A 25,166-nucleotide genomic window follows, 5' to 3' on the forward strand; every position below is an offset into this window, starting at 1 on the left:
ATCACCCAACAGTGAAGTGGCAATCGGTGTCATCGAATATGCGGCCCAGGTACGTCACCACCTCCTCGAAGTCGATGCACCCTTCAGCCAAGACCACGTCGATTTCCTTGATTTCGCCGCAATATTGGTTAGCCGGCGCCAGCGCAAGAACGAGGCGCTCTCTGCTCAGCAAGACGTGCCGGATTCCACCATAACCGGACATCGACCGGTCGTTCAGCTCCAGGAAATAGCTGTTAAGCTCACCATTCACTTCCTCGGCATCCTGCTCCACCACGCGTTGCACGATGATGTAATTGCCGGGCTCCTTTTCGCTATCGGCGAACCCAACTATGAATGCCTCTTCTTCTTCCTTCGCGAAACCGCAGCGCGCGGTAAAGGCCAGTCTTTCCACGTATCTATCCTGGGTTGATGATTGCGAACGTGCTATGTCAACGTACAGCTCGCCTCTTCAGCGAAGCCTCGACGGAGCGTGTCGGCTGAGCCAGCGCCGCAGCCGTAATGCGTGATCGGGACCGAAGACCGACGCCGTCCCGGCAGTACTCGCCAACTCCGGCTCAAGGTCAAGAAAGTCGTCGAATTCGACGTAGTAGTTCAAGCACCGGATAATTTCATTGTCAGAAGCGGATGGCTTTTGCCTGACCGCGAGATCGACAACGTCCTGCAAGTGCTCGCGCAAGTAGCCAGGCGTCGCGCCTTAGAAACCCGGAATGCTTGATCTCCTGGTGGACCTTTGGAGTGGTGCAGGCTTGTGGGCGAATGCTCAAACTCATGCTCGGGCTGGTGGCATAATGCGAGGGCATGACGAGCGCGATGAAAGCCCAACAATTATGTCACCAAGCGGCCACCCTTCGTAGAGCCTAGCCGAAGTAGATCAATCGATAGTATAGAAGAACGGCAGCTCAAATGGATCGGTCCCAGCTTCATCTTCTTCGCTGTCGCACCATATTTCAAAGGGATTACCCAGAGGATCGATAATCCTTGCATAATAACCGCCCCGGTGATTACACGCCATGTCAAATACTGCTCCACGCTTGTATAACTCTGTGCAGTAAGTCGGAAAATCCCTTTCGATATGAAAGGAAAACATCGGCAACCTTCGACTGTCAGGCGGAAGTATTACACTGTCGCTACGCGCATACATGAGCAGCAAACCAACCGTCTTGTTCGGAATCGGCAAAAAAAACAGACCTTCATTCTCCTCGAACCGGAGGATATCTTTGTAGTATGAATTGACCGTTTCGTAAGTCTCGGCAGTTACGGGAATTATGATGTTAACGGTTGTCATAGTGGACTTAGGCATACTTAAGGTACTTGATTTCGAATCACAGTAGTGGCCACTGCCAACACCACTGCTCACGCACACGCGTAAGGAGGAGCGACGATATCGCGTCGCTTTAGTAGCGCTGCAATCTGACTTCTGCTATATCAAACTGCAAGCGCTTGAACGACGGGGCATCTGCTGCACCGAGCCGAGTCGATCCATGAGCGATTGCAGGCATTTTGAATGCATCGAAATTCAGCGTTTTCGTCGATAAAAAATCTGTCCCATCGCCCGCTCCGTTTAGACCCTCGGCGTCGTACTCGCACAGGCACAAAATTAATCAGCTTTGGTGAAGAAGGCTTTTATCTCGTATATGTCGTTTTGGCGAAAGCAAGGCGCGCAAATGAAAGACTAGACTCCCATCCCGTTTTATACACACCGCGATCAGCTACTTCAAAAGGGATGTCATCGATTATAACAGCCGAATCCGGAACAAATGAAAACCGCGAACGCTTATCTCATGTAGGACGTATTGACCAGGGACAGGTCACCGAGACGATAAATATAAACGATAGCCATGCCGTTCCTGTACATTCCGCGATCAGCTATCTCGAATGGAATCCCGTTTACAAAATAAGCCGGATCCGGGAGGAAGGAAACAGCCGCGTAGGATTGGTCGTCATTCACACTAATCGCAATCTTATAGTTGCTCAACGACCACTCTCCTTTGGATTTCCTGCGGAATTCTTCAAGGGCCAGCGGAAATGTTGGCAATACCTCCCCTCTAAAAGAAAAGTCGGAAGGGTATTTCGTTACTAAATGATCCCATTTTTCCTTCTCATCTGGCACAAGGGCCTCCTAAATAGCGCATTATCAAATTGCACTCCGCACTTTCCTGAAACAAGGGCGGAAGTTTTTGTAATGCCATCCTGGCGGCCTTTCTGTTTTATAATCAGAAGCTAGCCATCGTTGGCAAACCTGCTCCCTGCTATCGATTCCCTGCACAATCCATGGCAAGGGAAGCAATTGACGAGTTCGTGTGTACGGCGTTTATCTCATATACGTGGTCTTGACCAAAGCAAGGTCTGCCAACCGATAGATATAGACAACGCCCATCCCGTTTTTATACATTCCACGATCAGCCACTTCAAAAGGAATACCATCAATGCTGCAAGCTGGATCTGGAACGAACGAAATTGCCGCATACGATTCGTCTTTGCTGACGCTAACGAAATCTTGTAGTTATCCAAAGGCCAATTTCCTTTTGATAGCGCATTGAAATCATGCATGGCTAGTGGGAATATCGCCAACACTTTGCCTCTGAACGTAAAATCTCTGGGGTAGTGATTCAATAGATTCAGCAACTCTTCGTCTTCAAAAGACACAAAATCCTCCACTGACCTGATCATCGGAGACTGCAAGGGGGACAACGTCCCTTGGACAGTTAGGCAGCCTTGGCATTTCGCTGCATAGTTACCTGGACGCGTCTTTGACAAGCCAGGCCAATGCCTGTTTTGTGGCCACGACGTCGCAGGCTTCAATGTCCGAAAGGGGATGGTCCCAGTCGCCATCTCGAATAAGTACGCAACGAAAGCAGCCATTCCTGTCAAAAGAGGGGCGCCAGCCGACATCGATGATGGCTCCACCTGGATACGTGATCTGCAACATGTCTTCCTTCAGAAAATCGATATGATCGTCCACTTTGAAATCATCCGGAAGTAACGATATATCGTCGAACTCTACCGTGCCGCTTCGGATATCGATGTCCCAAAATGTTTTCTCTTTCTCGTCCATACAAGTATCCTGCCTGTTCACTGCTGCCTTCAATTGGAAAGTTAGCGATTGCATCTTCGAGATCCCCATTGGTAACAATGTTCGACTCGTCCATCCACACCGGGTCCTTGCAGTAGCGAGACTAAGAAATTTTCCCCAGGCCCTGGACCGCCGACATGAATGAATTAGCACTCCCTAGGTCACCTGCGCGAAGAACAGGCCAGGACGGCTCTCACTCTTCCCCAAGTATAAGTAGCCCGTAGCATCCGGCAATCCGAACACATCCGAATATTTTTCGGGGAAATCCGAGCTCCTGATCTGCAACGCGAATTGAAGGCCGGCCAGATCCAGCCGCTCATTCTGGAGAAAGCTAGGCCCGCAGCCAATATACGATCCGCAGTCGTTGTCGACCACAGGGTCCTCGCTCAGGTCCATTCGATACGCTGGAATACTGTCGGGCTGGAATATTTCCTGACCTCGCGCGTGCATGATGACTTTGGTCGTCCCAGACTCGATACAGGCAAGCTCCTGCTGGTCACCATGGTATGAAATCTGGTCAAGGAAGTAATCGTCCTGGGAGTAGTAGGAAAAGACCGATATGAATATATCTGGGGGCAACTCAACACTGGCATGCTTGCCAATGAAGGCACCTGGAATGGAAGCGACCAGCAAGAGCGGGGAACCGTCCGGGGCAACCGGCCAGTCACAGATCTCGCCGATGAGTGCTCCGCCACCGATTCGGGCGTCACGGGGGTTAGTGGATGGCACAATGAAAACCAGTCTGCGGCCCTTGTTGTCCGGTGTTCTTGTCGAGGCGATCGAGCGCATCTCTTGCCTGCCTTTCCTTAGACTCTTTATCCGCGCTCGGGTACCCGACCTTCCCTGGGCTTCTTGATTGCCTTGCTATTCTGAGCCGCGGACGCCATTGCGCAGGAATTCCACGCCCTTGATCCCTGCACTTCTGCAGGCCTGGACGAATTGTTCTGAAACGACAATCGTCATCGGATCCTCCTTGCACCTTACAATTGTATGGGACTTCAACCCGTCATCCACGAATTCCATTCGCGAAAACTTTATTGGACCACCCGGATCGCTTCTAAAGAGCGGCGTGTAGGCAGAATTTTTCATGTCAATACACTCTACCAGATGAGCGATATTCGCTATATGGTATCCCAGAAGCTTCTTGCCGGCCACATACACATCAGCTTCGATAAGCTGAACGTCCTTGGCAGCAACAGTTCGCATCAGTTCAGCGAACTTTAGGCTGACGAAATCCCCACCATCGGACATGAGAAAATCAAGCCGCGACAATCGTTCATCGCCGATCTGCCGATCGAGCCTGAACACGGGTGGAGTCTCCAGGCTTTCAAACCTCTTCCCTGCGTGGAACAGCAGATAATTCGGCGAACCGCCGTGATCGTAGTTGAACCAATAGCTTTCAGGATAATCATCACTGATGGATAAGACGTAATACATCACGGGCCTTTTACCGATTGGGTGTCACGAACTGAGGGAGACCATGTCAACCGTCCTGAGCCTGTATCGCTCTTCAGCAAACCTTGTTCTACATCGTCGCGGTGCATGGCATCACATGTCGAGTCGGCCTCCCAGAGCATGCATCAAAGTACCAGATAAGGAAGTCGTTGAAGGAGGACCAGTCTGGCGTCGCCTGTCCACTCATGAATAATCGATAGCTCCCAAGCTCGAAATCGTAGACCGCCATATCTTCTATATTGTAGAGATACATGCCCTCGCTTTCGTCCGATGTAAGTGCCAGATATTTCTCCGGGAGCCGATAACGATCGCGAGCATACTCAGTTTGGTCCGGAACAGCAGGAATTTCCGGACCCACGATATCCAGTAACTCTGCGACAGAGCGAGGACTGATGAAGGTGCCTTGGTACTCGAGGTAGAACTCGCCGAACTCTGTTCCGGGGTCGACCCCAAGTGTATGCAGCACGCTCAATGCTTGCTGCCGGTCATGCCGGAGTATGTCGCCTTTGTACGTTGCCAGGTACGCTCTCACTATTGCCGGGATCATGTGCAACCTTTGTATCTGCCTTTTAATTAGGGGCCGTGTAAGTAAAACGCTGCCGGTGTGCTGAACCTCCTGGCTTCAAAAGTTCTCAGCGGTTCGTAAAGACGCAGAGCTTGCATTCGGGTAGCCGCCGCGCCAATCGGAGGATAGATATGCGCCTGGCAGGCCACAAAATGCAACCACCCTTGTTGTATATACGCTGTTCTGCAAAGCGGTCATTCATATTACGTTGCGCTGACTTTCTTAAAACTCAATGAACGCGTCATTATCAACATAAAAAGTGAATGCCTCTAATAACTGCTCAGGAGTTGGCTCATCGATTTGCGCCTTAGCGTTGCATATCACATCTTCTATTCCGGCTGCGTCAATCGTCACCGACGCGCCTAGTTGATCAACAATGGCTGGAATATGATCATCTGAACCAGGATTAGAGTGTTTATCTCTCTTGGCGAAAATACCTTCCGTTTCCAATGTCCACGGTTGATCCGGGAGGTAGAACCAGCCACTATATCGATCTTCTTGAACTAAGACATCTTTCAGTTTTACGAGCATACTTACTATCAATCCTCCATAAATAACACACCCGTTTGCAGCTCTTAAAGCCTCCTCGGCGCTTTGGATGCAGATTTTGCGTCTATGTCCACTATCAGCTGGTTCTCACCAGTTAGTAACGAAACAGATTTGGGAATTCCTCTGGACCTACGCTCCTCTAGACGGCGCCTGGAAAATCCCTACTGATTAGTTCGAATTGAGGTACTTCCGCTGGTCGCTGCCAGCATAAAACCCCTACTTGAGCTATAACCATGCCATCACCACAATAGGCTCGTTTTTAGCTGTAAAATATTAGCCTTTCCTCTCCCAAACAAGCCCTTCAGACGTGACCGATTCTAATTTTCCATCAGCTGCGTAGTGCATTTCATATTCTGTTTGAAAATCAAACGGTGCGGTTACCATTGAAGCCGACGCGACCCTATTTTTATCGTCGTAATAATATACTGTTATCGAATAAGCAGCTCCCGCACCCACGTTAATATACACCCGATGGATATCGTTTAGGTAGTACAACCGCCCCAACCCAACCAAAGAAGGCGGCTTCTTTGAAGAATGCTCTTTATTGCTGTAAAAATCGATGCTCTGTATCAGTCTTTCGGCATCCCGACTATCGAAGAAGGTCACCATTAATGGTGAACTTTGTGAGCTTGACGGAACAACAGTTGCTACATGGACGTCGTTTATGAAACCAGAGCTATACACATTCTTAAGTCTCGCGTCATATATTGAAGAATACTTCTTTTTTAACAGTCTTCCAGGATCGAGCCCATCCATTTCAGAAGAGTACGGAGGGTCGTCGAATAGGGGACCAGTGGAATATTGCCAGAGCTCCACACTCTCCAATGACCGATAATGATCCATCAGCAAATCTATGTCTTTTGCATTTTTTTGGTATTCGCTCCTCAATAACTTCAAAGAGTCCATTAGGTCTGAATTATCGAATATTCTAATCACAGTATTTTCCAAACTTTATGAGAGGGATCTACGTTATCTCGAGCAACAGCAGTCGAATGTCCTCTTCCACTCACCACTTTCCATTCGAGCGCCAATATCTCTTAGTACGTTTTCTACATTAACGCCTCTATTTCTCGCGTTTCTGAGTATCTGGTATATCAGTTTGTCATTGAGATCACTGTGAACGTGCGCACCTGAGTGACGGTTCCCTTGTGCAATTGCTGCGGTCTTACCTGGATGGTTTCCCTTTGCCTCTTGTGACGGGTTAGTACCCCAAAGACGTGCCCCATTTGAAGCACTATCTATATCGATTTCTTCAAGTTGCAGGATCCTACGTGCCCCCTGCACATGAAGATTTTTCTCGCAGTTTTCCTGCACGATATGGTGTGGCGTCTTTTCCGGAGGAACTGGTCTCCCCGCCCTTCTAAGATTACGTCTCAGCCTATCAGCATTCAGTCCCAACGGATCTGTCCATACGACCGGATTAGGACTATAAGTATAAGAATTCACTCCTCCGACCAAGCCAATTGGATCCTGCGTTACGAATCGACCGCAGTCCGGGTCATAAAACCTGTTTCGATTATAAAAAAGATTTGTCTCGTCATCGTGGTATTGCCCTTGGAATCGGAGCGGCTGAGAATGGGACGGCATATTACCACCACGCCAGCACAAACTTCCCCATGAACGGTATTGTGCCGCCCAGATAACTGAACCTTGTGCATCCATTAACTCAAGCGGCGTACCCAGATGATCACACTGATAATGGAATATTCTTTCGGCAGCGAAGGTTTTGTTGTGCTCTATTCGTTGATATTGACTTTTATCTCGATACTCAGCTGCGAAGTTGTTACCACTTTCCGCCACGAATGTTTCGCCGAGTGACATTCGTGCGTGTTTCACCGGTTGCAAATTGGATAAGAAATATAACTGAGGCTTAGGGGTAACGTGACAATTGTCTGCCGACTCAACCTTTGCCATCGGTACAAAACTCTCCGGCTCATACAAATAGGTGACCGTCTTGTCCTCAACAATCTCCTGCACCATCACATCGCCATCCCACACGAACAGCGTTAGCTTGCCCGTATGCGCCTGCCCAATCGCCGGTGGCTCCTCCCCCTCCGCCCACCGCTGCTCATCGACCCGCTTGGCAATCCGCCGCCCGAATGCATCGTAGCTGTACCGCGCAACGATCCGTGAAGTGGCAAACGTCCGCACCGCCATCGTCATCCGGTTCTCAGAATCGTAAGAGAACGTGAGCACCCCTTCCTCGTTCGCGACCGTGGCAATCTTCGGCCGCTTGACCACCGTATTGCCCTGCACATCGTACTCATAGGCATAGCCCATGTACTGCCGCAGCAGGTTATGCGTCACCTTCGCGATGCGCGGGGGTCGCGTGCCAGCGGTTGGCTGCTCATCGAGCTCACGCAGCACCTGGCGCGTATCGATCGGGGCAGCAGCGGTCTCCGGATCGAGCAGGTTACCGGCCGGGTCGAATGCGAACGTCTCCGTCAACCCCGGCTGCACGGCCGACAGCAGTTGCCCCAGCGGATCGTAGGTGTAGCGGATGCTCCCGCGCACCTTGTCATCGATGTGCACCAGATTGCCGAAAAGGTCGTATTCGTAGTGCCGTTCGCGCAGGCGTTCACGGCCACGCTCGAGTGTGAAGCTGGACAGCCGCGATTGCGGATCGTAGCTGCGCCGCTCGGTGAGGCGTTCGCTGCCGCTACCCAGCTCGCGCACGACTTCGCGGTGCAGGTGATCGCGCTCCAGGTCCACGATCGTTTTGCCATTCCACAGCGTGCCGTGCCAGTGGCCGCTGCCGTAGCGCAGGATGTCGATGCGGCGGCCGTTCGGCATGATCGTCTGGATGCGGTTGCCCAGTTCATCGTAGGCGTGCGTCATCGCGAACGCCGCAATGGGCTCGACCTCCTGGCCGGGCAGCGGTGGCGGTCCGGGGGAGTACGCCATGCGTTCGTCGATCAGTTGGCCCACGGCGTCATATAGGAAGCGGTTCTTGGCTTCGCGCGTGGACGTGGCGATCAGGCGGCCCAGCGGATCGTAGGCGTAGCGCACGGCGCCGTCGGTGGTGCTCTTCGCCAGCAGGCGGCCCAGCGGATCGCGGGCGAAGTCGGCGCGCACGCCGGCGCTTTCCGTGGCGACCAGGTGCCCGGCGGCGCTGTAGACGTACTTCGTCACCTTGCCGTCGAAGCCCGTCTCGCTGGTCAGGCGGCCTTCGGCATCGTAGCTGAAGAAGTACGATTCGTCGTTGCCGTTGATGAGCTCCGTCACGCGCAGCGCCTTGTCGTACCGGTAGCCCAGCCGCTGTTCCTTCGCATCGATGCGCTCGACCAGCAGCCCGTGCCCGTCGTAGCGGTAGCGCATGCGCTGGCCCTTGGCGTCGGTGTGCGCCAGCAGGTTGCTGTCGGCATCGTAGTCGAAGCGCTCCGTCGTGCCGTCGGGCTGGATGATCTCCACGACGCGGCCGACGATGTCGTAGCGATAGGCGGTGACGTTGCCCATCGCGTCCACCTGCTCGGCCACGCGGTTGGCGGCGTCATAGCGGTAGCTCGACGTAAAGCCGGAGCAGTCGGTGTACGAGGCCAGCCGGCCCGCGTCATCGTAGCCCAGGCGTTTCGTGCCGCCCTTCGCATCGGTCACCGTGACCAGGCGGCCCTTGTCGTCGTACGCATACCCCGTGCGGCGGCCCAGCGCGTCGGTGCGCTCAACCAGGCGGCCGGCGCCGTCGTAGCGGCTGTGCGTGGCGTGGCCCAGCGCGTCCGTCACCGTGACCGGCAGATTGGCGCTGTCGTAGTCGATCCGCGTGACGTGGCCCTGCGCGTCGGTGACGGTGACGAGGTTGCCGGCGGCATCGTAGGCGTAGCGGGTTTCGGCGCCGTCGGCGTCGATGTCGGCCAGCAGCATGCCGTCGCGGTCCCATGCGCGGCGGCCCAGCGAGCGCGGGCTGCCGTCGGAGCCGATGCGGCGCACCTTGGTCGCCAGCCAGTTGGCATCGAATGTGTATTCGAGCAAGCCGCCGTCCGGCTCGGTCACGCGCGTGGTGTCCTCGTCGAGGTAGGCGATGGCCACTTCGTTGCGGCCGTCCGCCGTCGTGGTGCGCACGGCGCGCGCCTGGTAGCTGTTGTGGATGCCGATCGGGTTGCGGGCGATCAGCGCCGCGTCGTCCAGCGCGATGCCGGCCCAGCGCTCGCGCAGGAAGGCGAGGCTTACCCAGTGCAGGCCGTGCGCGAAGCCGGAATATGTGGTGTAGCGCACCAGCAGGTGGTGCTCGTAGCCGTAGGTACGCGACTGCCCGGCGATGGTGGTTTGTTCGACGAGGTCGCAGCGGCGCGGCAGGGCGTCGAAGGTGCCGGGTACGGCATCGGCCGGCGCCGGCGCGTCCGCCTCGTAGCGGTAGCGGGCGTGGCAGATGCGCGTGCCGTCCGGCAGTACCTGGTCGACCTGGCCGATGCGTGGCGCGGAGGGCCGGTCTTCTTCCAGTTCGGCGGGCAGCCAGGCGTCGCGCAGGGCTTCGATCGTCAGGCCGTCGTCGGTGCGCACGCGCAGCAGTACTTCGCCGGGGCGGGCGTCGTGGTGCCGCTCGATGGTGATGCCGGTGCCGTCGCGTTCCGCACGGCGGGCGAGATAGAAGCGGCGGGTGCGCACCGGGTCGCCCGGCTTTTTCATGGCGTTCACGCCATCGTAGCCGTGCGGCAGCCAGCCGTCCGGGCCGGCATCGAAGGTGTCCGTGCTGCCGTCGCGCCAGATCAGCGTGAACCGCGCTTCGCTGTCGCGGCGCAGGATGAAGCCTTCGCCGCGGTGGTCGTGCTGCTCGCCCGGCGCCAGCGCGGGCAGGCGCAGCGCGCGGCCGCTCGCTTCATGGTAGACCGTGCCTTGTGCGCAAACGGAGATCGAACTCGTATAGGGCGTGGCCCAGCGGGCGCCCAGCAGGCCCCAGTCTTCCGTCTCGGAACCCGAGCGGTAGACGCGGGTCCAGTCCAGCGGCGTGGGGCCGTCCAGCACGAAGTCGGTCTGCGGCAGGATTTCCTCGCCGGTGCCGAAGTGCACCGGGTGCGCGCTTTTGACGCTCTTGCCGCCCGGTGCGCCATCCTTCGGGCAGCAATCGGATGGCTTGTCGTTCTTCGGCGGCTTGTCCTGCTTGATCTTGCCGCCGTCGTGGCCATCCTTGTCGTTGCCTGCCTTGGCGGGCGGCCTGGCCGGCGGCTTCGGCGTCTTGCCCGGCACGCCCTTGCGGCCTTTGAGCAGTCCCTTCAACCAGCCGCCCGCCCCACCCAGCTTGTTCAGGCCGATGTTCTCGGCAGCGCTCCAGGCCATGTCGCCCAGCGCGCCTGCCACGTCGGGCATCTTGCCCGTCAAGACCATGTCGGCCGCGTTGTCCAGCAACGTAGCCGTGGCATCGGTCGCATAGCCGGCCCCTGTCGCCACGCCACCGGCAGTACGGCCGATGGTGCCGCCGGCCACCACCACGGCGCCCGGTGCGGCGCCGACGCCGGTAGCGACCATGACTCCGCCCGCGGCCATGGCCACCGTGCTGCCTACGGCCACCTTGCCGCCGACATCCATCGCATCCTGTCCCAGCTCGTGCATGTCGGCCGACACATTGTCCTTGTAATACTGCGCAGCGTCCTTCGCGCCCTCGGCGATCATGTCGCCGAGCTTTTGCAGGCGGCTGCGCGGCGGCTTCACGCCGCGCTCGTAGATGCGGCCGATGGTGTTGCGGTTGTTCATCCACACGAGGCGCGATTCCTGCACCGTCTGCGCGCCGTTGGCGCCCTTCGTGGAGCTGTTCCCCTGCGTTTCCACCTTCTTCAGGTTGGTGCCGCTCTTGATGCCGCCCACTGTGCCGCGCTCGTCGCCCTTCACGGCCGGGATGAAGCTGCGGCCGTGCAGGAGCACCGGCTCGCCGTGCGTCTTCACGTTCGAGGATACCGATTGCGCGTCGGCGAATTCGCCGGTGATCGTGTAGGGGATCGGTACGACGCTGCTGCCCACCGGGGTCTTGCAGATGTCGGGAACCATGCTGACGCAGTAGAAGCGCTTCGATTTCGTGACTGTTTCGTTGGCCATGTCGGTCAGTGGGAATCAGGCGGGGACGCCTTGCGGCGCGTCGTCAACGGTGTTGTCCGGGTCGTTCAGGAGCTCCAGGCGGCGCAGCTGCTCGGGCGTGGTGGCATGCAGCAGGCGTGCGTCGGTGAACTGGCCGTCGGCCACGATGCAGAGGCGCCAGGTCAGTTCCACCGTTCCCGCCAGGGTATCGATCAGCACCGTGTCGATGGCTAGCGGCGTGGCGGCCACGGTCCCGTCGTCGCCCGCCGCCAGCACGAACAGCGCTTGTTGCGGCAAGCCGAACGCCAGCACGCTGTTGCCGCCGGCATCGGTGCGCACGGCCGGCGCATCGTGCGGCATCAGATTGACCAGGATGAAGCGCTCCTTGCCGTCCAGGTGGTCGCACTGCTGGTCCTTTGGTGCGCCATTCCAGTAGGCGAAGTCGAAATCGGGAGGCAGGCGCGGCACGTCGTCGGGGCCATAGGATGCCTTGCCGTCCACCGTGCCGACGTACTCCCTGCGCGGCAGCCATGCCCGCCCCAGGTAGCCGAAGCCGGCCGGCACCAGCTCGGCCTTGCCACGGCTGCACGCGCGGAACAGGTCGGCGGTGATTGGCGCATGCGGATACTCGATCTGCGGTGCCGGCAGGCTCGCCGGCCGGGTGGCGTCCAGGTACCACGCGGGAGCATGACCTTTGCCGGCAGGGTTGGCCTGGCAAGCGTCGTGCGCGATCGGCGCAGCAGCCAGGTCGCCGTATTGCGCCAGCTGATCCTCGCCCAGACGCGCATCCGCCGGCACCCGTTCGGCCACCGCGCTGTCCCGGGCGACAATCACCTCCCCGCCCTGTGCGTATTCGTAGCGCACTGGCACGCGCAGGATCGGCTCTGGCTCCGTCAGCTTCCACGGCAGCATGCGCAGCATCCCGGCGCGTCGCTGCAATTCGCGGTTGCCGGTCACATGCAGCACCTTGTCGATGATCCGCCGGCCCGGCACCATGTGCTTCGCAGCCTGTTCCACTTCGACGCGCCAGCGCTCCTGGGCTTCCTGCGACACCGGCAGGAAGGGATTGAGCGGGCGCGGCGGCTCAGGCACGGGGGCCGGCTGGTCAGGATATTGCACCCGCAGGGCGACCGGGAAGACGGCCGCCGCGCGCCCGCCCGGCGCATGCGCGTCGCCGACGACGATCACGTCGCAGCGCGGCTTGTAAGGCGCGAGATCGCTTTCGGCGCGCACGCTGCGCTCGATGTCGTCGTCGTAATGGTGGTCCTGCTGGTACAGCGGCGCGGGCGGGTCGAGCGGCACGAGCGCGGCCAGTCCATCGTTGTCGCACGGGCCGAACCGGTAGCCGGTCTTGGCGACGATGACGTGGAACGGCACGTCGTGCTGGTCCAGCGTATCGAAGTGCAACGCGTCGAACGGCGTGTCGTTCCTGAACCGCAGGGACGGGATTTCCGGCAGTACGCCCATGTCAGCCTTGCGGGTTGATGTCGACATCGTCGCCGTGCACCTCGACCTTCTTCGAGCCGCGCAGGATGATTTCCTTGCCCGATATCTCGATGCGGCCATCCTTGCGCATCACGAAGGTGCTGTCGCCGACCTCGATCCGGAATTCGTCCCCCGCCGTAAACGAAATCTTCTGGCCGACCATGACGGTCTTGGACAGGCCCACTTCCTCGGCCTGCATGAGGGCGACGGTGGTGTTCATGGCGCCGCCCACGCTCGTCTGGTAGGCGCCGCCGATCGTCAGCATCTTGGCCAGCGCCACCGTTTCCGTCTTGACCTTGCCGATCACCACGTGCCGGCTGCCGCCGATGCTCACGTTCTCCTCGGCGCCCACGTCTTCGGTGCGGTTCTTGCCGATGCTGATCGTTTCATTGCCGCCCACGTTCTCGGTGCGGTTGGCGCCGATCGTGATCTTCTCGTTCTGCCCGACCTGCTCCGTGCGGTCGCGCTTGATATGACTGTTCTCGTCGCGGTCGATGGTCTTGCGGCGGTCGTTGCCCACCCACTTGTCCTCATCGTGCTCCACTTCGGTCAACTGGTCTTTTTCCGCGTGCAGCCAGAGCTGCTCCGCGCCCTTCTTGTCCTCGAAGCGGATGGCGTTGGCGTTCTCGTACGCGCCGCCCGGCGTCGAGCGCGAGAGGATGCCACTTTGCGTCTTGTTGGCCGGCAGCGGCCAGGGCGGCATCGTGTCCGCATTCGGAACCATGCCGGTGATGATCGGCCGGTCCGGATTCCCGTCGAGGAATTGAACGATCACTTCGGAGCCGATGCGCGGGATCGACGTCATGCCGAAGTTGGCACCGGCCCACGCGGTGGCCACGCGAATCCAGGTCGAGCTGCGGTCGTCGGACTGGCCGGCCCGGTCCCAGTGGAACTGCACGCGCACGCGGCCATACTCGTCGGTGAAGATTTCTTCTCCGCTCGGGCCGACCACGATGGCCGTCTGCAGGCCGTACACCTTCGTTTCCGTGCTGTTGAAGCCGCGGCCCGGGCGCCATGGCACCTTGTTGCGGCTGCAGGTGATGCGATTGGCGTAATGGGACGCCGCATCGGAGCCGTCCTGGAGGTTGTTGCTGGCGGTATGGTGCGCGTCGACGATGAGGAAATCCAGGTCTTCCCCCGCGCCGCCATCGAAGTGGCCGCTGAGGGTAAACCGGCGGCCCGGCTGCGCCGTGCGGTCGTTGCCGTAGCCTTCGAAGTACTTGCCGCTCGCCTCGATTTCCTCGGAGCGGATGCGCGCCTGGGACTCGCCGTCATCGTTGTTCTTGAAACCGTACGCGCCCGCATATGCATAGGTCTCAATGCGCAGCACGTCGCCCTGCTCGTTGATCGAAGGGACATCGACGACGGCGGGGCGCGGCTTCTTGAAGTCGTAGCTCGACAGCGCCACGCTGGCGGGCACGAGGCGGCGCACTGCCATCCATTTCTGCAGGCCGTCGTCTTCCATGCTGCCCGCTTCGCCCTGGAACGGAATGTCCGGCCGCGCGCCTTCGATGACCGGCGATTGCACGGAATCGTCCGAGAGGATCAGCGTATGGCCGTCGGCATTGTGCTCATAGCGGTAATGCCAGCCCAGCTGCTCCCAGCGGCGGTGCAGGTAGTTGTAGTCGGATTCGTCGTACTGGCAGGCGAACGTGATGGCCGGATCGTCGCCATTGATCCGCAGCTCGGCGGTGGCCACCTGGTAGTCGGCGAAGATTTCCTCCGTCTGTTCGCGCACCGTCTTGTCGTGGAACAGGTAGTTGTCGCGGCGCAGGCGGAGGTAGGCCAGCCATGGAGCCAGCACCATCCGGTAGAACACCAGGGCGCCATCGCTGCCGTCACGCTGGAACTCGAACACGTAGCCGTTGAAGTAGCGGATGCTGCCGTCCTCGCGCACGAGCTCGACGGTCACCATCTTGCCCTGCACATCCTTCAGGGCGATATCGGCATCGTTCGACACCACCTCCACCACGAAGCGGAAATCGCGCGATAGGCCTTCGCTGGCGTCGAGACGGTTGGCCAGCATGAGCGCTTCCGGGCCGTCCTCGTTGGGGAAATTCAGGCGCAGCAGGCGATTATGCTGGCGCAGCTTGCTCAATAACTGGAAGCCGGCGGTGGCTATCGTGTCCATCTGTGTCATGAGTGTCCGTGTGGCGGCGCGGCGTGAGTCGCCCATTCGGGACGCGCGCCCGCGTGAATACGTTCGATATGCAAGTGGCCTGAGTCAAGCAACGCTTGAGCCAGGCCACATTATAAACAAGATAACACCGGAAAATACCGCCTGGATGAGTTCTATTTAATCGGCAGCATATTGCTTATCAGCCTCGATTCACCCGCGAGATATTGCTAGCAAAATGCAAGCCATTAAAATCATCGATAAAGATAAAATCTGGAAAATATTTATGACTCCCAGAAACAGACGGCACAATTAAGAGCGCCTAACAAACCCGCAGGGCAAGGCGCGACGTCGAAGACAGTACACCTGTACGGCGAGACGCTGCAACGCAGCCATGGGGGTTTTGTCAGGCGCTCTAAATGCCGGGGCCCTGTCATTCCGGCTGTTCGACGCTGTATCCCTTCGCCTGCAGCTCGGCCAGATAGCCATCCTTGGCGAGGATATGCTTCAGGTGCAGCAGGGCGAACGTGGTCTTGTTGCTGGCCAATGCCTTCTCGGCGGCACCGATCCAGGCCGCGCGCATCTTCGTGTCGATACCGCCGAAGCCCCGTTCCTGCATGATCTTGCTGTTCTGTATCGCGTTCAGGCAGGCCGATTCCTGCTCGGAGAAATCGAGCGCGCGGATGCCCTCGATGTCGCCTTTCGCCCAGGCGTTGGCCCGGGCACGCAAGGCATCCAGGTCGGTTTCCAGGCGCTCGATCGTTTTCGTGAAGCAGGCGACGTCTTCCAGCGGCGTTTTCTTGAATTCCCTGACTGTCTTGATGGGGCTGTCCAGTTCCATGTCGACCTTGGTGGACGTGACTTTCACCTTGTTCTGCCTGGCGATCTCGGTGATCTTTTCATCCAGATGGAGGCGCTTCGACAGGCCGGCGGCGGCCATGGCCTTGTCCGTCAAGGTGCCGGCCGCGAACAGCGGACGCTTGCGTTCGAAATCGTCGTCGTCCTTCAGGTATCGCTTGCGCAGCGCCAGCCAGCGGGCATGGGTTCCCGGTGGCAGCAGGTCGCTCAATACCTTGCCGTCCGGGTTATTCTCCACGCCGATCATGAACGGCAGCACGGTGAGGCTGCGGAACCAGCCCATGCCCAGCTGGGCGGAGGGCTCGGTGATCACTTCCTGCGATTTCGCGACGATGGACTCCACCTTCTGGGAGCGCCATTCCATATTCTTCGGCAGCGGGGCATAGGTGCCGAAGACCCACAGCACGTGATCGTCCTTCGTGACCTTCCACAGGCCAGGGCCGGGCCGCTGGCCGACCACGAGGATCTGCTCCGGCGCGGCTTCGGGGTTTTCGACAGGGGTTTCAACGGGGATGTCGCTCTGGGCAAGCGCCTGGGTGGCGATCAGGGACAAGTACAGCGCGGGGATAAGGCGACGGAACATCTGGACTCCTGCTGTTATTGGAATGGGCGCGATCTCTGGCGGACCGGCGGCGCAGGTCATCATATTGCAAAAGAATGAAGAAAAGATAAAGATTCCGGCCGCTGCGTCATGGCGGTGATTGAAAGCATATTTGAGGAGGCGTTGGGGGTGCGGCATGGCAAAATGCGCAGGCACCCGACAATTCATTCGCTTCTCGCAAATCAGATGATCCTTCACCGAATTTCCGCAGCACTGTTGCTGGCTGCAAGCGTCTGCGCCCACGCCCAGAATTACGAAACTCCCGGCGTCGAACACAATATGCCCATCTTCGCGCCCGCGTTGAAGACGAAGATGACCTACCCGATGGCATGGTCGCCCGAGGTGAAGGACCTGAAAGCCTGGCGCGAGAAGGGCCGCGCCAAGGTGTGGGAAGCGACGCTGCAGCAGCCCGACAAGACACCCTTCAAGCCGGAGGTGATGGCCGAGGAAGACCGCGGCAGCTATGTGGCACGCCAGGTCGTGTTCAACCTGACCGGCACGAGCCGTGTGCGCACGCTGCTGCTGGTGCCGAAGGCGGCGGGCAGGCATCCCGCGACGCTGATGCTGCACGACCATGGCGGCAAGTTCGACATCGGCAAGGAAAAGATGATCGAGCCTTTCGGAGCGACGGACGCGGCGAAGCACGCTTCCGCGAAGGCATGGGCCGACAAGCACTTCTCCGGCCGCTGGCCTGGCGATGCGCTGGCCGCGCGCGGTTACGTGGTGCTGTGCGCGGACGCCGTGGGCTGGGGCGACCGCGGCCCGCTGACGGGGGAGCAGCAGCAGGCGCTGGCGTCGAACTTCTTCAACCTGGGCAGCTCGATGGCCGGCAACATGGCGCTCGAGGATGCGCGCGCCGCGGAGTTCCTCGCATCGTTGCCGGAAGTCGACACGAAGCGTGTCGCGGCGCTGGGCTTCTCGATGGGCGCCTTCCGCGCATGGCAGGTCGGGGCGCTGTCAGACGCGATCACGGCCGTCATCGCCTCGAACTGGATGGCGACGACGGAAGGCTTGATGGTCCCGGGCAGCAACCAGCTGCGCGGCTCGTCGGCCTTCCAGATGCTGCATCCGGGGCTGCTGCGCTACCTCGATCACCCGGACGTGGCCAGCCTGGCCGCGCCCAAGCCCACGCTGTTCTTCGCCGGCGAGGCGGACAAGCTGTTCCCGGTCGCCTCGGTGCGCGCGGCGTACGCGAAGATGGCGCGCGTGTGGCAGGCCTACGGCGCGGGGGACAAGTTCGAAGCCATCGTGCGGCCGGGCGGGCACGAGTTCCCGAAGGAGGCGCAGGACTACGCCTACGACTGGCTCGACCGGCAGTTCAGGCGCTGATGGCAAGCTTTCAGCGCAGCAGCTGAAGGATCATCTTCGGCATCGAGTTCGCCTGGGCCAGCATGGCGAAGCCGGCCTGCTGAAGAATCTGGGCACGCGTCAGCTTCGATGCTTCGGCGGCGTAGTCGGTATCCATGATGCGCGAGCGGGCCGCGGCCAGGTTTTCGGACGCCATCATGGCATTGTCGTGGGCGTAACCGAGGCGGTTCTGCATCGCCCCCAATTTCGCCCGCTGCTGGTTCAGGAATTCGAGCTTCTTGTCGATGTACTCCAGCGCGGCCGTGGCACCGGCATGGCTGCGCATGTCGATATCGCGGTCTTCGCGCACCTCCATCGCGGCGATGGCGACATCGATCGTGTCGCCGGCATGGTCGCTGGCCTGGATGCTGCCCGAGAACGTGCCATCGAGAAGGGCTATTCCGTTGAAGCGGGTATCCGCGACGATGCGCCGGTTTTCCAGGATCAGGGCATTCGTTTCGAGCTGGATGGCCAGGCGGTCGTTGGCGTTATTGGTGTCGTTCGCCGCCTGCACGGCCAGTTCACGGATGCGCTGGTAATTGTCGCCCAACTGGCCGATCGCGCCTTCGGCTGTCTGCGCCAGCGAGATCCCGTCGTTGAGATTGCGGCCAGCCTGGCTCAGGCCGCGCAACTGCGCCGTCATCCGCTCGGCGATCGCCAGCCCGGCCGGATCATCCTTCGCCGAATTGATGCGCCGCCCGCTGGACAGGCGCTGCAGGGCCGTAGTCGCCTCCGCCGTCGACCGCGCCAGCGCCCGCTGCACGAAGAGCGAGTCTATGTTGGTGTTCAAGATCATTGCCATGCCGGCATCCATTGGCTTTCGAGGGAGAGATTTCCTCTACTCATCAATTACGGCACAGGAATACAAAACTTCATCACCAATTGTCACACAGCATTAAATTTATTGATGAGTTCGTGTCTCGCGGTGCCAGGCACCGCGAGACACGGGCTGATCCATTCGGAGTCGGCAATCCGTTGATTAGACGGTTAATCTGCCGACATCATTGTCGAGCTCGTGTTCCCCTGGTGCCTGGCACCAGGGGAACACGAGCCCAGCCGCAGGCTCGCTTCGCGGGCATAGCGGGCGGCGCCGGGTTCGCCGTTGCGCTCGGCGAGCTGGAACCATTGCAGGGCCTGGGCCATGTCGGCGGGGGTGCCCTGGCCGGCGTAGTACATCAGGCCGACATTGAGCTGGGCGCGGGCGTGGCCTTGCAGGGCGGCCTTGCGGTACCAGCCGAAGGCGGCGGCGAAGTCGCGCGGCACGCCCAGGCCGTTGTCGTGGCGCAGCGCGAGGGCGAACTGGGCCAACGTGTGCCCCTGCTCGGCGGCCTTGCGGTACCAGCCGGTCGCCCGCATCACGTCCGGCGCGGGGCCGTCGTCGCGGTCGTGCAGCACCGCCAGGTTGTATTGGGCGGCGGCGTAATCCTGCTCGGCGGCGCGGCCGTACCAGTGCATCGCCTCCTGCAAGTCTTGCGGCACGCCCTGGCCCGCGCTTTGTCCAATCTCGTAGCGCAGGCCCAGGTCGAACTGGGCGCGCACGTGGCCCTGGCCGGCGGCCTTGCGGTACCAGGCGATCGCCGCATCGGCATCGTGCGGCACGCCGTTGCCGGCGTCGTGCAGCTGGCCAAGGTGGTATTGCGCGGCCGGAAAACCCTGCTCGGCCGCCTTGCGGTACCAGTGCGCGGCTTCCTGCGGGTCGCGCGGCACGCCCTGCCCCAGCTCGTGGCGTTGGCCCAGGTTGTCCTGCGCCGCGGCGTGGCCCAGCGCGGCGGCGCGGCGGTACCAGTCGAGCGCCTGTCGCTCGTCGCGCGGCACGCCGATGCCGTTGTCGAGGATGAGGGCCAGGTTGAACTGCGAGCTGACGTGATTCTGTTCCGCCGCCGCCGTGTACCAGCGCACCGCCGCCGCGCTGTCCTGCGCGACGCCGTCGCCCTTCTCGTGCCGCAGCGCGAGATTGAACTGCGCGGGTGCGTGTCCCTGTTCGGCGGCCTTGCGGTACCAGGCGATCGCTTCGCCCACATCGCGCTGCACGCCCTGCCCGTTCTCGTAGCGCTGGCCGAGGTTGAACTGCGCTCGCGGGTAGCCCTGGCCAGCGGCCTTGCGGTACCAGGCGATCGCCTGCGCGTAGTCCTGCGGCACGCCCTTGCCCGTCTCGTACATCATGCCCAGGTTGTTCTGTGCGCCGGCATCGCCCTGCTCGGCGGCCTTGCCGAACCAGTGCCGTGCCTCGTCGGTATCGTGCGGCACGCCGTGCCCCTTGGCGTACAGCCAGCCCAGGTTGTACTGGGCGGCGGCGTAGCCCTGTTCCGCGGCAAGGCGGTACCAGTGCGCGGCCTCGGGCAGGTCCACGTCCACGCCCTGGCCCTTCTGGTACATCACGCCCAGGTTGTACTGCGCCTGCGCCAGAGCGGCGTTGGCGGCCTGGCGGTACCAGGCCAGCGCCATTTCGAAGCTCTGCGGCACCCCGTCGCCGTTGAAGTAGCGAAAGCCCAGCGCATGCTGGGCCAGCGCCACGCCATCCTCGGCCAGCGTGCGGATATGCGCGAGTTCGGCCGCCGCCTGTGGTCCCCGGTCCCCCATCCGGTTCAGGCCCGCAAGGCGAGCGGCCTCGGGTCGAGAGCGGACGAGGCCAGCACGGCCAGGAAGGTGGACAGCGACACGGGCCGGTAATACAAGTAGCCCTGCATCGTGGTGCAGCCGTTGGCCTGCAGGTAGCGCGCCTGCACGTCCGTCTCCACGCCCTCGGCCACCAGGTGCAGCCCGAGCCCGCGCGCGATGGAGATGATCGCCAGGATCACCGGGTAGTGCCCGTTCTCGTCATGGATCTCCTTGACGAAGCTCTGGTCGATCTTGATCGTGTGGATCGGGAAGCGGTGCAGGTAGGCCAGCGAGGAATAGCCGGTGCCGAAATCGTCGATCGCCACCGAGACGCCCAGCTGGCACAGTTTATTGAGCTGCTCGATCGCGTACTGCGGATTGCGGATGCAGATGTTCTCGGTGATTTCCACCTCGATCTGGTCGGGGGAAATGCCGTTGCGCGTGAGCGCGCCGCGCATCTTCTCGAAGAAGTCGCCCCGGTCCAGGTATTGCGGCGACAGGTTCAGCGACAGCCGCAGCCGCTCGCCGCCGGCCGCGTTCCACTCCAGCAGGTCGCGGCACAGGGCGCCCAGCATCCAGTCCGACAGCGGCAGCATCAGGCCGTTCTCCTCGGCGAACGGCAGGAACTCGCCGGCCGACAGGAGGCCGCGTTCCGGGTGGTTCCAGCGCATCAGCCCTTCGGCGCCGATGATGCGGCCCGTGATCACATCCACCTGCGGCTGGTAGTACATTTCCAGCTCGCCGTTCTCGAGCGCGCGGCGCAGCGCCTGCTCCAGCGCGATCTTCTGGTGCGACATGTCCAGCATCGAGGCGTGGTAGAAGCTGTGGCCGTTCTTGCCCAGCGCCTTCACCTGGTACATGGCGATATCGGCGTGGCGCAGCAGCTCGTCGATCGTTTCGCCATCGGTCGGGTAGATCGCGATGCCGATCGAGGCCGAGATGTGCACGACGTGGCCGTCGAGGTCGAACGGCTTTTGCAGCGCGTCGAGGAATTTCTCGGCCACGGCCTTGGCGTCGTTGCGGTCGCGCAGTTCGGGCAGCACGATCGTGAACTCGTCGCCGCCCTGGCGCGCCAGCGTGTCGCCGCGGCGCAGGCATCCCTTCAGGCGCTGGGCCGCCTGCTGCAGCAGCTCGTCGCCCTTCACATGGCCCAGCGTGTCGTTGACGAGCTTGAAGCGGTCCAGGTCGATGAACATCACGGCCAGTTCCGTCAGCTTGCGCTTGGCCTGGATCACGGCCAGCCCCAGGCGGTCCTTGAACAGCATGCGGTTCGGCAGGTCCGTGAGGATGTCGTGGTAGGCCTGGTAGGAGATCATTTCCTCGGCGCGCTTGCGGTCGGTGATGTCGCGCGCCACGCCGTAGGTGCCGAAGAATTCCCGTTTCTTCGCCGTGCTCCCGGCACCCTCGGGCACGTGCATGCCGATCGCGTTCAGCGAGATCGTCATCAAGGTATTGTTGAACGTGCGCTCGCCGTTCGCGGCGCCATTCGCCGTCTTGCACTTGAGGCGCAGTTCCACGTTGCGCGACGCGCGCTCGTCCACGCGCCGCTCGTTGAACACGTAGCGCGCGCGGTCCAGGTCTTCGTCGTGCACCACGAACGAGTAGTGCCGGCCGATCAGCTCCTCGCGCGCAAAGCCCAGCAGCTGGTAGGCGCGGTCGTTGACGAAGGTGAAACGGCCTTCATGGTCCAGCGTGTAGATGATGTCCGGCGAGCTGTCCACCAGGTAGCGGTACATCTTCTCGGAAGTTTCCAGGCGCCGGGCAATGCGCTGGTTGTCGACGGCCAGGCGCCGCTGCTGCAGCGCGTTCTCCACCGTCTTCAACAACTCTTCGCGGCTGTACGGCTTGCGCAGGTAGTCGTAGGCGCCGCGCTTAAGCGCGCCGATGGCGGCATCGATGCCCACCTCGCCGCTCATCACGATCACGTCGCAGTCGTAGCCGCGCTCCTTGATCACGTCCATGATCTGGTGGCCGCCGATATCGGGCAGCCGCAGGTCCAGCAGCACCAGGTCGAAGCGGGTGGCATCCATATGGGCCAGCGCCTCGCCGCCGGTGGCGGCCGTGACCAGGTGATAGTCGCGGTCGCGCAGCAGCTCGTACAGCGAGGAAAGCAGGCGCGGCTCGTCGTCGACGAGCAGCAAGCGGGGCAGGCAGGCGGCACTGCCGCCTTGGCCCAGTTCGTCGTTCACGTTCATCCTTGCATCGGGTCCGAAGTTGCGCCCGGGTTGTTGTCCGCCCTGCGCGCGGGCAATGCCGCGGGACGGGTCTTGCCGCCGCGGGCGGGCAGCAGGATTTCAAAGCTGGTGCCGCCCCTGCCGCTGCGGCAGGCGATCAATCCATCCAGCTTGCGCACCAGTTCGTGCACGATCGAGAGGCCGAGGCCGTGGTGCGGCCCCTCCTTCGCGCTTTTCACTTCCGAGAACAGGTTGGCCAGCACGTCCGGCGCGAGGCCCGGCCCGGTGTCGGCCACGGCCAGTTCCACGTACAGCCTGCGGTCGCGTACCACATGGCCGCGGTTGGCGATCTCGATGCGGCCGCCGCCGGGCATCGCCTCCACCGCGTTCTTTACGAGATTGATGAGGATCTGCTTCAGCACATCGGCCTCGCCCTCGAACTCGTTCGGATCTTCCTGCATGCGCACCAGCACCTGCACGGAAGCGGGGATGAAGGCGGTGGCGCGGAACATGCGCAGCACGTCGTCCACCACGCGGGCGATGTCGGCCGCGTCGCCGGCGGGCGCGGCCCGCACCTCGGTCAAGCCGTTGATCAGCTGTCCCACGCGGTCGATCTCCTCGTTGAGCACCGACATCTCGGCCACCACGGGTTCGCGGCGCGCGAGCTTGTCGTCGAGCACGGACAGGTAGTTCTTGATGATGGACAGCGGATTGTTCACCTCGTGCACCACGCGGCGCGACGCTTCGCGGTATTCCTGCGCCAGGTGCGCGATGCGCCGCTCGGCCTCGCCCTGCTGCGCGAGCGCCGCCTGCAACGCGGCCGCGGCCTGGGCGCCGAACGCCAGCAGGAAACGCTCGCGCTTCTGCATGGCCGGCAACTGCCAGGCCGCCACGCCGGCCAGCAGCACGCCGGCACAGTGCTGCCCCGCCAGGAGGGGCACGCACACCATCGCTTCGCTGCCGAGGATGCGCAGCAGCTGCTCTTCGGCGATATCAAGCGACTGCGCCGCGCCGCGCGCGAGCAGTGCGACCTGGCGCGCCGCCACGGCGCCGGCGATCGCGCCGCCGCGGCCGAGAGGAATCGAGAAGCCGGCCAGGCGCCCCTGCTGCTCGCCGGCCGCCACGCCGACCAGGGCCTGCCCGGCCGCGTCCCGCGGCAGCATGATGGTGGTGCCCAGGTCGAACAGGATGCGTGCGGAGCGCGTCACGGCATCGAGGAGCGCGCTCTGGCCCTGCTGCCGGGAGAATGCCTGGCCCATCTCGGCGACCAGCATCATGTTGCGCATCTCTTCCTGCAACCGGGCCTGCACCGGGTCGGCGATCGCGGCGGTGCCGGCCACCGGCAGCGCGGGCACGTCCTCGGCCCCCGCCAGATCGATGCCCAGGTAATCGGCCGCCTTCTGCACCTGGCGCGTGGCGCCCTTCAGGACCGCATCGAGATCGCGCGGCGCGACGCCGCAGTGCCCCGCCATCGTGGCGATCGCCTCGCCGGCATCGGGGTGGTGCACGGTCAGGTGCGCGAGCCGCACGATGCGGATCAGCGGATGCGCGGTGGCCAGCCGCTCGGCCGGCTCGTGGTGATACAGCACGCTGTCGGCCAGGAAGGAATCGAGGTTCCAGCGCTCGACCAGCCACGCTCCCGCTTCCGTGTGCGTGATCTGCAAGGTGCGCTGTTCGACGGCGCACAGGTCTTCGTCGTCGCGCGCCATGAAGTTCACGCCGTATTCGCGCGGCGCGGCGGCCAGCAGCGCCAGACGGCCCACGTTATGCAGCAGGCCGGCCAGCCAGGCTTCCTCCGTCTGCGGATACCCGGTCATGCGGGCGATGTCGCGCGCCACGACGGCGGCGCCCAGCGCGTGCCTCCAGAAGGGGCGCAGGTCGGCACTGCCGGAATGGGGGAAGCTGTTAAAGGTCTGGAACACCGATTCGCTGATCACCAGCGTCTTGATCATGTCCGTGCCCAACGCCGCGAGAGCCGGCTCCAGGCTCGCGCCACGGCTGGCGCGATGGTAGGCCGAGCTGCCCGAAACGGCCAGCACCTTGGCCGTCATGCCTGCATCCTTGCCGATCAGCTCGGCCAGCTCGGCCATGCCGGCGTCGTCCGCCTGCAGCAGCTCGATCAGCTTGATCAAGATCTGCGGCATGGCGGGTAGCCTCGCCAGCATCAGGCGGTTGCGAATGTCGTGGTCTGGTTGGTGCATCGTGACACTGCCGCAGTGGACTTCTTCCCCGAAGAAGGCGGTCTTGCCCGAACGGCATGCCACCCTGTAGTTTTAAGATGTCGTCAAGATAGTTATCAAAACTTTACTATATGCAACATTAGTTTATCGTAGCATACATTGCTA

General features: G+C 61.2%; 19 protein-coding genes. 1 reads left to right on the forward strand and 18 read right to left on the reverse strand.

Going from position 1 to position 25,166, the window contains the following annotated elements:
• Position 1: 1 nt before the first annotated feature.
• The 14 genes from V6Z91_RS05485 to V6Z91_RS05550 all read right to left on the reverse strand — a co-directional run bounded on the left by V6Z91_RS05485 (position 2) and on the right by V6Z91_RS05550 (position 16,684).
• Positions 2-391, reverse strand: coding sequence for an Imm10 family immunity protein (locus V6Z91_RS05485; RefSeq protein WP_338767669.1), 390 nt, complete (start codon positions 389-391; stop codon positions 2-4).
• 480 nt (positions 392-871) lie between these two features.
• Positions 872-1,285, reverse strand: coding sequence for a hypothetical protein (locus V6Z91_RS05490; RefSeq protein ID WP_338767672.1), 414 nt, complete (start codon positions 1,283-1,285; stop codon positions 872-874).
• Positions 1,286-1,774: 489 nt separating this feature from the next.
• On the reverse strand, positions 1,775-2,110 hold the full coding sequence (locus V6Z91_RS05495) for a hypothetical protein (RefSeq protein WP_338767675.1): 336 nt from the start codon (positions 2,108-2,110) through the stop codon (positions 1,775-1,777).
• A gap of 206 nt (positions 2,111-2,316) precedes the next feature.
• Complete coding sequence (locus V6Z91_RS05500) at positions 2,317-2,646, reverse strand: hypothetical protein (protein ID WP_338767678.1); 330 nt, start codon at positions 2,644-2,646, stop codon at positions 2,317-2,319.
• An 88-nt stretch (positions 2,647-2,734) separates the two neighbouring features.
• The gene (locus tag V6Z91_RS05505) at positions 2,735-3,055 is read right to left on the reverse strand and encodes a hypothetical protein (protein ID WP_338767681.1); all 321 of its coding nucleotides are present in this window, start codon (positions 3,053-3,055) and stop codon (positions 2,735-2,737) included.
• 174 nt (positions 3,056-3,229) lie between these two features.
• Entirely contained in the window at positions 3,230-3,862 is a 633-nt protein-coding gene (locus V6Z91_RS05510; protein WP_338767683.1) for a hypothetical protein, read from the reverse strand.
• Positions 3,863-3,937: 75 nt separating this feature from the next.
• Positions 3,938-4,510, reverse strand: coding sequence for a DUF1629 domain-containing protein (locus V6Z91_RS05515; RefSeq protein ID WP_338771745.1), 573 nt, complete (start codon positions 4,508-4,510; stop codon positions 3,938-3,940).
• Between the two features lie 88 nt (positions 4,511-4,598).
• On the reverse strand, positions 4,599-5,000 hold the full coding sequence (locus tag V6Z91_RS05520; protein ID WP_338767685.1) for a hypothetical protein: 402 nt from the start codon (positions 4,998-5,000) through the stop codon (positions 4,599-4,601).
• Positions 5,001-5,315: 315 nt separating this feature from the next.
• Positions 5,316-5,624, reverse strand: coding sequence for a hypothetical protein (locus V6Z91_RS05525; protein WP_338767687.1), 309 nt, complete (start codon positions 5,622-5,624; stop codon positions 5,316-5,318).
• 291 nt (positions 5,625-5,915) lie between these two features.
• The gene (locus V6Z91_RS05530; RefSeq protein WP_338767689.1) at positions 5,916-6,578 is read right to left on the reverse strand and encodes a hypothetical protein; all 663 of its coding nucleotides are present in this window, start codon (positions 6,576-6,578) and stop codon (positions 5,916-5,918) included.
• A 33-nt stretch (positions 6,579-6,611) separates the two neighbouring features.
• Positions 6,612-11,663 carry a PAAR-like domain-containing protein gene (locus V6Z91_RS05535; protein WP_338767691.1) on the reverse strand — a complete coding sequence of 1,684 codons (5,052 nt, stop codon included), beginning with the start codon at positions 11,661-11,663 and terminating at the stop codon, positions 6,612-6,614.
• A gap of 15 nt (positions 11,664-11,678) precedes the next feature.
• The gene (locus V6Z91_RS05540) at positions 11,679-13,136 is read right to left on the reverse strand and encodes a DUF2169 domain-containing protein (RefSeq protein WP_338767693.1); all 1,458 of its coding nucleotides are present in this window, start codon (positions 13,134-13,136) and stop codon (positions 11,679-11,681) included.
• Complete coding sequence (gene tssI / locus V6Z91_RS05545; RefSeq protein WP_338767696.1) at positions 13,111-15,267, reverse strand: type VI secretion system tip protein TssI/VgrG; 2,157 nt, start codon at positions 15,265-15,267, stop codon at positions 13,111-13,113. Before tssI ends, V6Z91_RS05540 begins: the two co-directional genes overlap by 26 nt.
• 409 nt (positions 15,268-15,676) lie before the next feature.
• Positions 15,677-16,684, reverse strand: coding sequence for a TraB/GumN family protein (locus tag V6Z91_RS05550; RefSeq protein WP_338767699.1), 1,008 nt, complete (start codon positions 16,682-16,684; stop codon positions 15,677-15,679).
• A 297-nt stretch (positions 16,685-16,981) separates the two neighbouring features.
• Here V6Z91_RS05550 and V6Z91_RS05555 point away from each other — a divergent pair, with 297 nt between their 5' ends.
• Positions 16,982-18,031, forward strand: coding sequence for an alpha/beta hydrolase family protein (locus V6Z91_RS05555; RefSeq protein ID WP_338767701.1), 1,050 nt, complete (start codon positions 16,982-16,984; stop codon positions 18,029-18,031).
• Between the two features lie 10 nt (positions 18,032-18,041).
• On the opposite strand, the gene V6Z91_RS05560 is transcribed toward V6Z91_RS05555, so the two are convergent.
• The 4 genes from V6Z91_RS05560 to V6Z91_RS05575 form a co-directional block, all read right to left on the reverse strand.
• Positions 18,042-18,851: a flagellin gene (locus V6Z91_RS05560; RefSeq protein WP_338767703.1), complete on the reverse strand. Its 810-nt coding sequence runs from the start codon at positions 18,849-18,851 to the stop codon at positions 18,042-18,044.
• Positions 18,852-19,036: 185 nt separating this feature from the next.
• The gene (locus V6Z91_RS05565) at positions 19,037-20,629 is read right to left on the reverse strand and encodes a tetratricopeptide repeat protein (protein WP_338767705.1); all 1,593 of its coding nucleotides are present in this window, start codon (positions 20,627-20,629) and stop codon (positions 19,037-19,039) included.
• A 5-nt stretch (positions 20,630-20,634) separates the two neighbouring features.
• Positions 20,635-22,842: an EAL domain-containing protein gene (locus V6Z91_RS05570; protein WP_338767708.1), complete on the reverse strand. Its 2,208-nt coding sequence runs from the start codon at positions 22,840-22,842 to the stop codon at positions 20,635-20,637.
• Positions 22,839-25,022 carry an HDOD domain-containing protein gene (locus V6Z91_RS05575; protein ID WP_338767711.1) on the reverse strand — a complete coding sequence of 728 codons (2,184 nt, stop codon included), beginning with the start codon at positions 25,020-25,022 and terminating at the stop codon, positions 22,839-22,841. The genes V6Z91_RS05570 and V6Z91_RS05575 overlap by 4 nt, the downstream gene beginning before the upstream one ends.
• Positions 25,023-25,166: the final 144 nt, after the last annotated feature.

Source organism: Massilia sp. METH4, assembly GCF_037094685.1.
In the GTDB taxonomy this organism is placed as follows: Bacteria; Pseudomonadota; Gammaproteobacteria; order Burkholderiales; family Burkholderiaceae_D; genus Rugamonas.

Excerpts from the sequence above, each read along its gene's own strand:
- V6Z91_RS05490 (WP_338767672.1), bottom strand. The coding sequence starts at position 1,285 with ATGACAACCGTTAACATCATAATTCCCGTAACTGCCGAGACTTACGAA.
- V6Z91_RS05505 (WP_338767681.1), bottom strand. The coding sequence starts at position 3,055 with ATGGACGAGAAAGAGAAAACATTTTGGGACATCGATATCCGAAGCGGC.
- V6Z91_RS05510 (WP_338767683.1), bottom strand. The coding sequence starts at position 3,862 with ATGCGCTCGATCGCCTCGACAAGAACACCGGACAACAAGGGCCGCAGA.
- V6Z91_RS05515 (WP_338771745.1), bottom strand. The coding sequence starts at position 4,510 with ATGTATTACGTCTTATCCATCAGTGATGATTATCCTGAAAGCTATTGG.
- V6Z91_RS05525 (WP_338767687.1), bottom strand. The coding sequence starts at position 5,624 with ATGCTCGTAAAACTGAAAGATGTCTTAGTTCAAGAAGATCGATATAGT.
- V6Z91_RS05535 (WP_338767691.1), bottom strand. The coding sequence starts at position 11,663 with ATGGCCAACGAAACAGTCACGAAATCGAAGCGCTTCTACTGCGTCAGC.
- V6Z91_RS05540 (WP_338767693.1), bottom strand. The coding sequence starts at position 13,136 with ATGTCGACATCAACCCGCAAGGCTGACATGGGCGTACTGCCGGAAATC.
- tssI (WP_338767696.1), bottom strand. The coding sequence starts at position 15,267 with ATGACACAGATGGACACGATAGCCACCGCCGGCTTCCAGTTATTGAGC.
- V6Z91_RS05550 (WP_338767699.1), bottom strand. The coding sequence starts at position 16,684 with ATGTTCCGTCGCCTTATCCCCGCGCTGTACTTGTCCCTGATCGCCACC.
- V6Z91_RS05555 (WP_338767701.1), top strand. The coding sequence starts at position 16,982 with ATGCCCATCTTCGCGCCCGCGTTGAAGACGAAGATGACCTACCCGATG.
- V6Z91_RS05560 (WP_338767703.1), bottom strand. The coding sequence starts at position 18,851 with ATGGCAATGATCTTGAACACCAACATAGACTCGCTCTTCGTGCAGCGG.
- V6Z91_RS05565 (WP_338767705.1), bottom strand. The coding sequence starts at position 20,629 with ATGGGGGACCGGGGACCACAGGCGGCGGCCGAACTCGCGCATATCCGC.
- V6Z91_RS05570 (WP_338767708.1), bottom strand. The coding sequence starts at position 22,842 with ATGAACGTGAACGACGAACTGGGCCAAGGCGGCAGTGCCGCCTGCCTG.
- V6Z91_RS05575 (WP_338767711.1), bottom strand. The coding sequence starts at position 25,022 with ATGCACCAACCAGACCACGACATTCGCAACCGCCTGATGCTGGCGAGG.